Annotated in this window: 11 protein-coding genes; 1 reads left to right on the top strand and 10 read right to left on the bottom strand. The window is 44.1% G+C overall.

Going from position 1 to position 13,597, the window contains the following annotated elements:
- Positions 1–15: 15 nt before the first annotated feature.
- From AC1TO6_RS08300 to AC1TO6_RS08315, 4 genes are all read right to left on the bottom strand, one after another.
- Positions 16–1,293 carry a UDP-N-acetylglucosamine 1-carboxyvinyltransferase gene (locus AC1TO6_RS08300; protein ID WP_482101135.1) on the bottom strand — a complete coding sequence of 426 codons (1,278 nt, stop codon included), beginning with the start codon at positions 1,291–1,293 and terminating at the stop codon, positions 16–18.
- A gap of 19 nt (positions 1,294–1,312) precedes the next feature.
- Entirely contained in the window at positions 1,313–1,960 is a 648-nt protein-coding gene (fsa, locus tag AC1TO6_RS08305; protein ID WP_482101136.1) for a fructose-6-phosphate aldolase, read from the bottom strand.
- Positions 1,961–2,118: 158 nt separating this feature from the next.
- Entirely contained in the window at positions 2,119–2,976 is an 858-nt protein-coding gene (locus AC1TO6_RS08310; protein WP_482101137.1) for a class II fructose-bisphosphate aldolase, read from the bottom strand.
- Between the two features lie 130 nt (positions 2,977–3,106).
- Positions 3,107–3,466, bottom strand: a complete 360-nt coding sequence (locus AC1TO6_RS08315; RefSeq protein WP_482101138.1) for a response regulator — start codon at positions 3,464–3,466, stop codon at positions 3,107–3,109.
- A gap of 150 nt (positions 3,467–3,616) precedes the next feature.
- Between AC1TO6_RS08315 and AC1TO6_RS08320 the strand changes: the two genes are divergently transcribed.
- A complete protein-coding gene (locus AC1TO6_RS08320; protein WP_482101402.1) occupies positions 3,617–4,129 on the top strand; it encodes a DUF2529 family protein in 513 nt (170 codons plus the stop codon).
- Between the two features lie 90 nt (positions 4,130–4,219).
- Here the strand turns inward: AC1TO6_RS08320 and AC1TO6_RS08325 are convergent, their stop codons facing one another.
- The 6 genes from AC1TO6_RS08325 to AC1TO6_RS08350 all read right to left on the bottom strand — a co-directional run bounded on the left by AC1TO6_RS08325 (position 4,220) and on the right by AC1TO6_RS08350 (position 13,592).
- On the bottom strand, positions 4,220–5,815 hold the full coding sequence (locus AC1TO6_RS08325) for a CTP synthase (RefSeq protein ID WP_482101139.1): 1,596 nt from the start codon (positions 5,813–5,815) through the stop codon (positions 4,220–4,222).
- 156 nt (positions 5,816–5,971) lie between these two features.
- Positions 5,972–6,541 carry a DNA-directed RNA polymerase subunit delta gene (gene rpoE / locus AC1TO6_RS08330; RefSeq protein ID WP_482101403.1) on the bottom strand — a complete coding sequence of 190 codons (570 nt, stop codon included), beginning with the start codon at positions 6,539–6,541 and terminating at the stop codon, positions 5,972–5,974.
- A 711-nt stretch (positions 6,542–7,252) separates the two neighbouring features.
- Entirely contained in the window at positions 7,253–10,510 is a 3,258-nt protein-coding gene (icmF, locus tag AC1TO6_RS08335) for a fused isobutyryl-CoA mutase/GTPase IcmF (RefSeq protein WP_482101140.1), read from the bottom strand.
- A 117-nt stretch (positions 10,511–10,627) separates the two neighbouring features.
- On the bottom strand, positions 10,628–11,248 hold the full coding sequence (locus tag AC1TO6_RS08340) for a TetR/AcrR family transcriptional regulator (protein WP_482101141.1): 621 nt from the start codon (positions 11,246–11,248) through the stop codon (positions 10,628–10,630).
- A 19-nt stretch (positions 11,249–11,267) separates the two neighbouring features.
- The gene (locus tag AC1TO6_RS08345) at positions 11,268–12,407 is read right to left on the bottom strand and encodes an acyl-CoA dehydrogenase (RefSeq protein ID WP_482101142.1); all 1,140 of its coding nucleotides are present in this window, start codon (positions 12,405–12,407) and stop codon (positions 11,268–11,270) included.
- A 48-nt stretch (positions 12,408–12,455) separates the two neighbouring features.
- A complete protein-coding gene (locus tag AC1TO6_RS08350) occupies positions 12,456–13,592 on the bottom strand; it encodes an acyl-CoA dehydrogenase (protein ID WP_482101143.1) in 1,137 nt (378 codons plus the stop codon).
- Positions 13,593–13,597: the final 5 nt, after the last annotated feature.

Below are 13,597 nucleotides of genomic sequence, written 5' to 3' on the forward strand. Positions count from 1 at the left end.
TTTAAACTTACTAGCTCATTCTCTAACGACGGCTTCCTCCGAAACCGATGTTTTGCGAATATCGGCACCGATTCCCTGAAGTTTTTCTATAAGTGAACCGTATCCACGCTCGATATGTTGGATTTCCTGAACTTCTGTTACTCCGTCGGCAATTAGTCCTGCAATAACAAGTGCAGCGCCAGCTCGTAGATCGGACGCGCTGACAGTTGCCGCTTGGAGTGGCGTCGGTCCAGCAAGTATAGCTGAACGTCCTTCGACACGAGAATCAGCATTCATCCTGCGAAGTTCGTCAATATGTTTAAATCTGGCAGAATAAACCGTATCCGTAATGACTGAAGGTCCAGCTGCTTGTGTGAGCAACACGGAAAACGGCTGTTGAAGATCCGTCGGAAAACCTGGATAGACAAGTGTTTTTACATCCACTGCCTGTAGATTCCTCGATTTCGGAATGAAAATCTGTTCTTCACCTTCGACAACGTCGACACCCATTTCCCGTAGTTTCGCAGTAAGCGCCTCGACATGGAATGGTATGACATTCTCTATAGTTACGCCATCGCCTGCTGCAGCCGCCAAAATCATGAAAGTTCCCGCTTCAATACGATCCGGAATGATGGTATGTCGCGTTCCGTGGAGTTTTTCCACACCATCAATTCGAATGACATTTGTCCCGGCACCTTTTATTTTAGCACCCATATTGGAAAGTAGTGTAGCTACGTCAACAATTTCAGGCTCTTTCGCTGCATTTTCGATTGTCGTGCGACCTGTTGCAAGAACCGCTGCAAGCATAATATTAATCGTAGCGCCCACACTGCTGACGTCTAGATAAATTTTTGCGCCCCGCAATTCTTCCGCACGTAAATAAATTGCACCATGTTCGTTTGTCACTTTTGCACCAAGCGCTTCAAAACCTTTAATATGCTGATCAATGGGTCGGGGGCCTAAAAAACAACCGCCTGGAAGTCCGATGACTGCGTGTTTGAATCGGCCTAGCATTGCACCCATCAAATAGTAAGAAGCACGAAGTTTTTTTACATTACCGTTTGGAAGTGGCATTGCTATCATTTCTGTCGGATCAATCGTCATTGTCCCTTTATCGAAATTAACTTTTCCGCCGATGTCTTCCAGTAATGCTTGAAGCGTTGCAACATCCGAAATTTCGGGCAACCCTTCGATTGTTACCATAGAATCGGCCAGTATGGAGGCCGGGATAAGTGCAACTGCACTGTTTTTGGCGCCGCTCACTTTTATGGATCCTTGCAATGGTTTGCCGCCTGTTACTTTATAAACGTCCATATTACTCTCCTTTGGTGAGTCACTTATTCTTTCTAGTTTCCCAGTCCGCAAGAAATGCTTCGATCCCTTTATCTGTGAGAGGATGCTTGAAAAGCTGTGTCAACACATTGAAAGGTGTCGTTGCAATATCGGCACCGCTCAGCGCGGCATCTGTAATGTGTTGCGGACTGCGGATTGACGCAGCGATGATTTCTGTTTTTATGTTATGGATTGTGAATATGTCTGCAATCGTAGAGACTAAAGCCATACCATCCTGTCCTATATCGTCAAGTCTGCCAAGGAACGGAGAAACATATGTTGCTCCCGCACGTGCTGCAAGAAGCGCTTGGTTTGCACTGAAGATTAACGTAACGTTCGTTTTGATGCCTTCTTGTGAAAAGACCGAACACGCTTTCAGTCCTTCAGGTGTCATCGGTAATTTCACCGTGATGTTCGGGGCGATTTTTGCTAATTCGCGACCTTCCCTAATCATACCTTCTGCGTCAAGTGCGATAACTTCCGCACTTACTGAACCAGGGACAAGTGCTGAAATTTCTCGCAATCTGTCATGGAATGGTACGTCTTCTTTTGCAACGAGTGAAGGATTCGTCGTAACACCGGACAAAATGCCCCAACTATGTGCTTCTTTTATTTCATCAAAGTTTGCTGTATCTATGAAAAACTTCATGAATGATTTCCCCCTTGGTGTTTGTTTTCTGGTGGTGCGGTAGTGCTTAATGGTAGGCTCTTTTCGTAAACGAAAAAGCCCTGAAAAAGCCTTATGCTTTGAAAATAAGGAGATGCATCATTGCAGATGCTTCTCCTCCTTGTTTTAGTGTTATTTGGTTACGCTTTTTGCGAGCTGCCGAATTCGCGCATTTTGCCGATGACCGTTTTTTTGATGGCATCACGCATTGGCGTTAAGAATTTACGCGGGTCGTATACTTCAGCGTCTGCTGTCAGTTTTTCACGGACCGCTTTTGTACCTTGGATTTGATTTTCCGTATTGACGTTAATTTTTGCCGTTCCAAGTGACACAGCGCGTTGAATGTCATGTAGCGGAATCCCTGTTCCACCGTGGAGCACTAGTGGTAAATCAGATTGCTTCGAAATTTCTTCCATTTCCTCGAAACCAAGGTTTGGTTCGCCTTTATAAGGTCCATGAACGGACCCTAATGCTGGCGCAAGACAATCGATTCCTGTCTTATCGACAAGCTCTTTACATTCTGCAGGATCTGCATAGATGACGCCGTCCGCAATGATATCGTCTTCCTGTCCACCGACTACTCCTAGTTCCGCTTCTACAGAAACGCCGCGTTCATGAGCAAAATCAACTACTCTTTTCGTAATTTCAATATTTTCAGCTAACGATTTTGATGAAGCGTCAATCATGACAGAAGTAAACCCAGCTTCAATTGCTTCTTTACATTTTTCAAAACTCGAACCATGATCGAGATGAATAGCGACTGGAACAGTAACTTGATAATCATGCATAAGGCCTTTTACCATATGTACAACAGTCGTGAAGCCGCCCATATAACGTGCTGCACCTTCAGATACACCAAGAATAACCGGTGATTGTTCTTCCTCCGCTGCTTGTAAAATGGCTTGCGTATATTCAAGGTTGTTCAAATTGAACTGACCTATTGCATATCCTTCTTTTTTTCCTTTAATCATCATTTCTTTCATGGAAACAAGTGACATGTGAATTCCTCCTCAGGTTATAGAAAGCTATTTTCTTTAGCTCTGTTAGAACGAATTATGTGTATGTTTATACCTTATATACCTCTATTATCATAACAAAAACAGACAGTGTTTACCACTGTCTGTTTTGTCAACTTCCAAAAATTGCATTTACCGCATCACGGACTTCGTAAATATCGAAGGGCTTTGTGAAATATTTAACTGCTCCCGTTTTTAGCGCATCTTCCGTCAATTCGATTTCCCCGTATGCGGTCATCATGATAACTGGAATTTCCGGCCAGCCCAATTTTATCCTTTTTAATACTTCCAGCCCATCAATTCCTGGCATTTTCATATCAAGCAGGACACAGTCAGGAACAGCTAGCTCCACTTCACGTAGTGCCTCCATACCATTTGCTGCGAGTACTGTTTCAAAACCTTCTCGGCTAAAAACTTCATCAAGCAGAAGCCGAATCCCTTTTTGATCATCTACGATTAAAAGTTTTTTCAATTATCACTCCTACTTTCTTCCTTGCAAATTATAACTGTTATTAATAACTATTTGACAGATAACTTATAAACCCTTCTTTTAAGTCGAAATAATGTACTTTGCTTTCCATCCATATAATCCTATAATGGGTTGGAGGTGTTCATATTGAAAATGTTGACAACACAAATTAGTGGGCTTCTTCAGCGCATTGCAGGAAACTGTGAAGCGTCAATCGAAGAGACTGCACGTCTTCTTGCGCAAGCGACAATTGGGGAAGGCCGAATAATTATTGCAGGATTTGGTGAAATGACTGCTGTTATTGAAACCGCAATTCATGGCGCTGAACCGCTTGAGAATGCCGTTCCTTACGATAAAGAGATGGACATTGGAAAAGCTGATAGAGTTTGGCTATTAACGCGTTCCGCAACGGATGCAAAAGCGCTTGAGTTGGCACGCTTGCTTGCAGAACGATTCATTCCTTTCGCAGTACTCGCTGCAGAAAAGGCAGGTATTGACAACGAACTCGATGATTTAGCCTATACGTATATATCGACTGGTCTAACCCGAGGCTTGCTACCCGGCGATAATGGTGAGCGAATCGTTCAACCCCAAGCACTAGCCGCCTTGTTTGTTTACGAAGCTGTGAAGCTCGCTTATGACGAAATGATTACGGATGAAGATTGACTAAAAAAAGTGGCACATCGACTGAAATTATGTCAATGTGCCGCTTTTTTTGTTTTGTAGATGAGCAGATTCATTCTCTAACCTAATTCCTTACTCTTTTCCAGCAATTACCGCTTTAACGAATTCACGGAATAACGGTTGTGGGCGTGTTGGGCGTGATGCAAATTCTGGATGGAAAGAGACGCCGATGAAGAACGGGTGGTCCTTCAATTCGATGATTTCAACAAGCCGATCATTTGGGCTGATTCCCGAAATAATCATACCTGCTTCTTCGAATTGCTCGCGGAATTCATTGTTAAATTCATAACGGTGACGGTGACGTTCGTAAATCAACTCTTCGCCGTATGCACCACTTGCTTTTGTACCTTCTTTCAATTTACACGGATAGGCACCTAAACGGAAATAATCTTCCGCAATTCCATTGCTCTCAGCCGGGCTTTCGAAAATTTGGTTTTTGGTCTCTTTATCGAATTCAACGGAATGAGCGTTTTCAATTCCCATTACATTGCGTGCATATTCAACAGCAGCCAATTGCATGCCTAGGCTAATTCCGAAGAAAGGCACATTATGTGTACGCGCATATGTGATTGCTTCAATTTTGCCATCGATTCCGCGATTTCCAAATCCTCCAGGTACAAGAATCCCGTCGACATCTGATAAAATTTCATTTGCATTTTCTGCTGTAACTTCTTCAGAATTAATCCATTTCATTTCAATATCCGTGTCAAAGTCATAACCTGCATGGCGAAGTGCTTCTACTGCAGAGATATACGCATCCTGCATTTCAACATATTTCCCAACAAGTCCAATACGGATTTTTTTCGAAAGGGATTTCACTTTACGAACCAATGCTTCAATCTCTGTCATATCCGGTTCTTTCGTCTCAAGCTCAAGGAAGTCAACTACGATTTTATCCATATTTTGTTCGTGCAAACGCAGAGGAACTTCATAAAGCGATTCAGCATCAAGGGCTTCAATAACTTCTTCCGGTTTGATGCTGGCAAACAATGCAATTTTGTCTTTCATATCTTTCGGTACCGGGTGTTCACTGCGAACCACGATTAAATTCGGTTGGATACCTAGACTTCTTAGTTCTTTAACACTGTGTTGTGTTGGTTTCGACTTCATTTCTCCAGCCGCATGCAAGTAAGGAATGAGTGTGTTATGGATGTACATAACATCACTTTTACCAAGATCTGTCTTCATCTGACGGATGGCTTCTAAATATGGAAGCGATTCGATGTCGCCGACGCTACCGCCAATCTCTGTGATGACGACGTCTGCATTTGTCTCTTTTCCTGCACGTATAAGCAAGCCTTTTATTTCATTTGTAATATGGGGAATAACTTGGACAGTTGCTCCATTATAATCACCACGGCGTTCTTTTTTTAGTACGGATGAATAGACTTTCCCCATCGTAACGTTTGAGAATTTGTTCAATTTAATGTCGATGAAGCGTTCATAATGACCAAGATCCAGATCCGTTTCCGCCCCGTCTTCTGTCACAAAAACCTCACCGTGCTGCAAAGGACTCATCATCCTAGGGTCAACGTTAATGTATGGATCGAATTTCTGAATTGTAACTTGAAGTCCCCGACTTTTCAACAAACGGCCAAGTGATGCTGCGTTAATGCCTTTACCAAGTGACGAGACTACGCCGCCGGTTACAAAAATAAATTTAGTCATGTGCAATTCCTCCATTTTTCTCTTTACTTACTAAAAAAATAAAAAAGCGCCCCATCTGTAGACAATAATCTACAGGAGGAGCGCATATATACTGATTCTTGTCCTTTTAAGGAGCCCAGTAAAATCTTATAGTTTCGGACGCGTGAAGTCAAGTAATTATTCCTCTTCTTCTTCCTCTTCTTCTTCGTCATCAAGTTCTACATCATCAGGAATGATTTCAAGGTCATCATCAGGTTCGAGAAGGTCCACTTCAATTTCAACGACCTCTTCATCTTCTTCATCATCGTCGTCATCATCGTCTTCATCGTCGTCGTCGTCTTCGAGCAGTTCATCGAATTCTTCGTCGAACAACTCATCCTCGTCGTCTTCGTCCTCAATGATATCCTCATCTTCAAGCACAACTTTTTTCTTTTTCTTCTTCTTGCGTACTTTTACGACTGGAGCTGTTTCCACTTCTATCTGATCAACCGGATACCATTCACGTAATCCCCAGCGATTATCATTGATGGCAAGGAATCTTCCGTCAATATTCATGTCCGTGTAGAACTGTTGCAACTTTGTTCTCATTACACGTTCTGTTACACCGTTCAGTTTACGGACTGCGTCCATCAGCTGAAGTAATGTAAGCGGCTCTTTTCTTTCAGCCAAAACTGCATATGCGATGTCTATCATTGATTCTTCAAACAGTTGATCTTTTGTCATTTCACGGATATTCAATAAACACACGTCCTTTCTATAAAGCGAAACTTCAATTAGCGGGATAAAAACAAACATACTTATCATTATAAACAATACCGTACGGAATATGCTACAATCTTTTACTCTTTTTAAAGTATAGGATTTCTTTCACACAAATAAACCCCAAATATACTCCAGTAAGTAAAAATGGGATGGCTCCTAATCCTTTATCATACAGAAAAAAGATAAGAGTGACAAGGATGACTATGATTATTACATGGTGATACATTTTCATCCCTGCACCCCTTCCAGCCATTCTACCCATTATACGTGGAAATAACAGCCAATATCCAATAAAACGAAAAGTATTTAGAATGTATGCAGGTATTAATGCTTAATATGACAAGAAAATCCGTGCTAACCGAAGTTTGCACGGATTTGTGTCTGCTTTAGACCTACAAGTTGTAGGTCGTGTAGTGTTCCTTTGTTGGCCAGCTGCAGCGACCAGACGCTCGGGTCGCTTCAAGCCAACTGATAAAGGCAAAGGGCGCCTTTTTCAGTTGCCCCTCCAGCAGGGCGGGATTGAACTTCATCCCGCCTACCTGGCGCGTCTTAGCGGCGCCTTCCGCTTTTCGTATTGTCTAGCTGCAGCGGCCAGCCTCTCGGGTCGCTTCAGGTTATCTGATAAAGGCAAAGGGCGCCTTTTTCAGATAACCTGAAGCGCCTGTCGAGGCTAAACGGCCGCTTCCGCTTTTCTTACTACATATTCCTTCTATATTGCCCGCCTACTTCGTAGAGGGCGTTTGTGATTTGGCCTAGGCTTGCTACTCTTACTGAGTCCATTAGTTGTTCGAAGATGTTGCCGCCTGAGACTGCTACTTCTTTTAGTTTTTGTAAGGCTGCTTCGGTTTGGTCTTCGTGTTTTGTTTTGAATGCACGTAAGTTGATGATTTGTGTTTCTTTTTCTTGTTGTGTGGCACGTGCGATTTCCATGTTGTCGACGTCTTCTGAAGATGGTGGGTTCGGGTTCAGGTAGGTGTTGACGCCGATGATTGGCAATTCTCCTGAATGTTTTTTCATTTCATAGTGCATGGATTCTTCTTGAATTTTTCCGCGTTGGTATTGTGTTTCCATTGAACCGAGCACGCCGCCGCGGTCGTTGAGGCTTTCGAATTCCTGTAGGACCATTTCTTCGACGAGGTCCGTCAATTCTTCGACGATGAATGCCCCTTGGAGCGGGTTTTCGTTTTTGGATAGACCGTGTTCGCTTGTAATGATCATTTGAATTGCCATTGCACGACGGACTGATTCTTCCGTTGGTGTTGTAATTGCTTCGTCGTAAGCATTCGTGTGTAGCGAGTTACAGTTGTCCTGCAGAGCCATAAGTGCTTGTAACGTAGTACGGATATCGTTAAAATCAATTTCCTGTGCGTGCAAGCTGCGCCCGGATGTTTGGACATGGTACTTCAACTTTTGGCTGCGTTCGTTTGCGCCGTATTTCTCGCGCATTGCCACAGCCCAAATGCGGCGAGCAACTCGGCCGATTACCGTGTATTCCGGATCGAGTCCGTTCGAGAAGAAGAACGACAAGTTCGGAGCAAAATCATCGATATTCATGCCGCGGCTCAAGTAATATTCCACGTACGTGAAGCCGTTTGATAAAGTGAAAGCCAATTGTGAAATGGGATTCGCGCCTGCTTCAGCGATATGGTAACCCGAAATCGATACCGAGTAATAGTTACGCACTTTTTGGTCGATGAAGTACTGTTGGATATCCCCCATCATACGCAGTGCAAATTCAGTCGAAAAGATACATGTGTTTTGTCCTTGGTCCTCTTTCAGAATATCTGCTTGTACCGTACCGCGCACGGCTTGCAGTGTTCCCTCTTTGACCTCTGTAAACTCTTCAACTGTCAAAGCACGACCAAGTTTTTCCTCATTGATGCGCACTTGCTGATCAATAGCCGTATTCATGAACATTGCTAGAATGATAGGAGCTGGACCGTTGATGGTCATCGAAACGGATGTTGCCGGTGCGCACAAGTCAAACCCTTCATATAGCTTTTTCATGTCTTCAAGCGTACAGATACTGACCCCCGATTCCCCGACTTTCCCATAAATATCCGGGCGTTCATCTGGGTCTTCTCCGTACAAAGTCACAGAGTCGAATGCTGTTGATAGACGCTTTGCGTCGTCATCTTTTGATAAATAGTGAAAACGACGGTTCGTCCGTTCAGGCGTTCCTTCTCCTGCGAATTGACGTTTTGGATCTTCCCCTTCACGTTTGAACGGGAATACGCCTGCTGTATAGGGATACGATCCCGGAACGTTCTCTGCATACACCCAACGAAGAATTTCCCCATAATCCTTGAATTTCGGCAATGCGACTTTCGGTATTTTCAATCCAGAAAGGCTCGTTGTCGTCAAAGCGGTTCGCAGTTCTTTATCGCGCACTTTTGTGATGAATTCATCACCCGCATAGGCTTCTTTCAACTTTTCCCAGTTTGCTAGAATACGTTTCGATTCCGCCGTCAATTCTTCCTTAATGCCCTCCGCAAGTGTTTGCAGCGAAGTTACGAGTGCATCATCCGGTGCCTGTTCGTTGACCGTTTGAATGGCTCCTTCAAGCTGGAAGAGTTTGCGAGCCAGTGTTTCCTGCACGATGGACTTTTTATGGTAACCGCGGACTGTATCGGAAATTTCCCGTAAGTATTGCTGACGATCGTTCGGTATGATTACATTTTGTTTTTGTGTTTTTACAAATTGTCCATACGAAGTTTCCCAGTCAAGATCACATTTTTCATTCAGCACATTTACAAGTGCCGCGAAAAGCGAATTCGTCCCTTTATCATTGAACTGGCTAGCGATTGTGCCATAGACCGGCATTGTATCTAAGTTTTTATCCCAGAGAAGATGACTGCGCTGATACTGTTTTTGCACTTGGCGCAGTGCATCTTCAGAGCCTTTACGTTCGAATTTATTGATGACGATGAGGTCCGCGAAGTCAATCATGTCAATCTTTTCAAGTTGTGTCGGCGCGCCGAATTCACTTGTCATAACATACATCGAAGCATCGGATACTTCTGTAATTTCTGCATCGCCTTGACCTATTCCGCTTGTTTCAATCACAATCAGGTCGAATCCGGCTGTTTTGACGATGTCTAATACATCTTTAATGGCACCGGAAAGTTCCGTACGAGAACCGCGTGTCGCAAGACTTCTCATGAATACACGTTTGTTGAAGATGGCATTCATGCGAATTCGGTCCCCTAACAAAGCACCACCCGTTTTCTGTTTCGTCGGGTCGATGGATAGAATCGCTACTTTTTTCTCGGGCAGTTCGTGGAGGAAGCGGCGAATGAGCTCGTCAGTTAACGAACTTTTCCCTGCCCCACCCGTTCCTGTAATTCCGAGAATCGGTGTGTTTTTAGATAGCGTACGTGCTTTTTCAAGAACGGCAGTCGCTTGCGGATCGTTTTTACCGTACATTTCTTCCGCATAAGTAATTAAATTCGCAAGTATTTCCGGCTGACTAGCACTAACTTTTTCAAGGTTTTCCATTTCGTTATCTGTTTCTGTAAGGAAATCACATTGTTCCATCATCCGGTTAATCATCCCTTGTAGGCCCATTTTGCGCCCGTCTTCCGGTGAAAAGATCCATGTGATGCCATAATCATGCAGCTCTTTAATTTCCTTCGGGATAATTACTCCGCCGCCACCTGCGTAAATGTGGATGTGCGGAGCCCCTTTTTCCTGAAGAAGATCATACATGTATTTGAAGTATTCAACGTGCCCACCCTGGTACGATGACATTGCGATTGCTTGGACGTCTTCCTGAATTGCGGCATTGACCACTTCTTCAACAGAGCGATTGTGACCCAGGTGAATGACCTCAGCTCCGCTTGCTTGTAAAATGCGACGCATAATATTAATGGATGCATCATGTCCATCGAAAAGACTCGACGCTGTAACGAACCGGATATGGTGTTTCGGTTTGTAAATCTCAACTGTTTCCATATATAGAACACCCCTTCTGATATAGGTGCCAGGTACTCAAACAATTCGAGGTTCATGAATTATGTGAGTACATGGCGCCTTATGAACATTCAACCATTTAGATTGTCGTTTTTTAATCTATCCCCCGATTAACCCCTTGAATAGCTGATCCGTTTGAACGCGGATATAATCTTCTATTTTATAGTTTTTTTGCAAAGCCCATCTGCGGAATGCCCACATCTGACCTTGAACGACGATATGATGTGCTGCAATTCCGATTTCTTCTTCCGCAATGCGCAGTTCCCCCGACTTTGCACATGCCTGCAGAAGATTTTCGAACAAGGCGGCCATTTCCATTTCTTTCGTTAAGACGTATTGCAAGGCATCTTTTGGCAACGATTTCGTTTCTTGGTACATGACAACGAATTCATCCGACATATCGTCTATCAAATGGAAATACTGATCAATGGCCACTTTTAGACCTTCCACAGTTCCTTCCTTAATAGGCAGGGCGGATAGGCGATCGTGCACTTCGTTATAAATGCTGTCGCAGACTAGATAGAGCACATCTTCTTTCGTGCGAATGTATTCATAAAGCGTTCCGATGCTGAACCCCGCTGCTTTCGCGATTTCACGGGTCGTTGCTCGATGGAACCCTTTCTCTTTAAATAGTTTCACCGCACCATGGATCATCTGTTCACGCCGTTTTTCAATCAAACTTTCATCTTTGACAGACGATTTCACTTCTCTTTTGTTCATCCTAATACTCCTCCCTAGCTTATTTAGTTAGCATACGGGAGATGACGAGACGCTGAATTTCTTGCGTTCCTTCGTAAATCTGCGTAATTTTCGCATCACGCATGTATCGCTCAACCGGATAATCTTTTGTATAACCATAGCCGCCGAATACTTGAACAGCGTCTGTCGTAACTTTCATCGCTGTATCTCCAGCCATCAATTTCGCCATTGCCGATGCTTTACCGTATGGTAAGTCATTCGACTCTAGCCAAGCTGCTTGGTAAGTCAGCAGTCGTGAAGCTTCTGTCGCTGTCGCCATGTCTGCCAATTTAAATCCGATGCCTTGGTTTGCTGCAATCGGTTTACCGAACTGAACGCGTTCTTTTGCATAGTCAACGGATGCATCAAGTGCACCTTGTGCAATTCCAACTGCTTGTGCAGCGATTCCGTTACGACCGCCATCGAGTGTTTTCATCGCGATTATGAAGCCCTGTCCTTCTTCGCCAAGAAGGTTTTCTTTTGGTACACGGCAATTGTCAAACATTATTTCAGTTGTAGGCGATGAACGAATTCCGAGTTTCCGCTCTTTTTTCCCAACTGAGAAGCCTGGGAAGTCTTTTTCTACGATGAATGCGCTTGTGCCTTTATGTTTTGAATCTGGGTCAGTGACCGCGAAGACGATGTATATGTCTGCAATTCCGCCGTTTGTGATGAAGATTTTAGAGCCATTCAAGACGTAATCGTCCCCGTCTCGTTTTGCAGAAGTGCGCATGCCACCTGCATCAGAACCCGAACTTGGTTCAGTTAAGCCGTATGCGCCCATTTTCGTACCTTCTGCCATTGGTCGAAGGTATTGCTGTTTCTGTTCTTCCGTACCGTATTTGAATACAGGCCAGCCTGCAAGTGATGTATGTGCGGAAAGTGTAACTCCTGTTGAAGCACAGACGCGTGACAATTCTTCTACAGCGATACAATAAGCAAGGAAGTCACTGCCAATGCCGCCGTATTCTTCTGGCCAAGGAATACCCGTCAGGCCGAGTTCAGCCATTTTCTTGAAGATATCCATGTCAAAACGTTCTTCTTCATCGCGTTCAGCTGCAGTTGGTGCAACTTCTTTTTCTGCGAAATCGCGAACCATTTTGCGAATCATTTCGTGTTCCTCGGATAATTTAAAGTTCATTGGGTTTCCCACCTTATTTGGTATTTTGTGTTGGCGTATTTTTATAAGTCACTTCATCAAATGTTTACTAATGACAATGCGTTGAATTTCGCTTGTACCTTCATAGATTTCCGTCACTTTTGCATCACGGAAATAACGTTCGACTGGATAATCTTCAGTATAACCGTAGCCACCAAACACTTGTACCGCTTCAATCGAGCCTTCCACTGCCGCTCGTGATGCGAACAATTTAGCCATCGATGCTTCTTTTCCGCAAGGCAGTCCTTCTGCGCGTAGTTGTGCAGCCCGGTATACGAGCAATTTCGCCGATTCGACTGCGGTGGCCATGTCTGCCAGTTTGAATCCTACGCCCTGTTGAGCGGCAATTGGTTTACCGAATTGGACGCGTTGTTTCGCGTAATCTGTTGCTGCTTCAAGTGCGGCTTCAGCGATTCCAAGTGCTTGCGCTGCGATACCGATGCGACCCACGTCAAGATTCGCCATCGCAATTTTGAATCCTTCGCCTTCTTTGCCCAGTAGGTTTATCGCAGGAACTTTCATTTGATCAAACGACAACTCTACTGTTCGTGATCCGTGAAGCCCCATTTTTTGTTCATCTTTCCCAATTACGAGACCCGGAGTGTCTTTGTCTACAATGAATGCGGATATTCCGTAAGTCCCTTTTGTTGGATCTGTCACTGCGAAGACGATGTAGACATCTGCTTCTCCACCGTTTGTAATGAACATTTTAGACCCGTTTAAGACGTAGTGGTCCTCTTTTTTGACGGCGCGTGTTTTAAGTGATCCCGCATCAGAACCAGAAGAAGCTTCTGTCAGACAGAATGCACCAAGGTATTCGCCGCTCGCTAGTTTGGGAAGGTAACGACTTTTTTGTTCGTCGTTACCGAAATAGATAATCGGATTTGTACCGACTGAAGTATGAACGGAAAGAATAACACCCACAACCGCGCTGACTTTCGATAGTTCATGGATAGCGCTAATATACGAGATGAAATCCATGCCCGCTCCGCCGTATTCTTCAGGAACGGTAATGCCCATTAAACAGAGACCGCCCATTTTCTTCAAGATTTCACGTGGAAATTCCCCAGCTTCCATACGTGGAATGAACGGTTCAATTTCGGTTTTCGCAAAGTTTATTACCATGTCGCGCATCATCTGCTGTTCTTCGGTGAATGATAAATCCATTATAA

Source organism: Sporosarcina sp. Y352, from assembly GCF_056786535.1.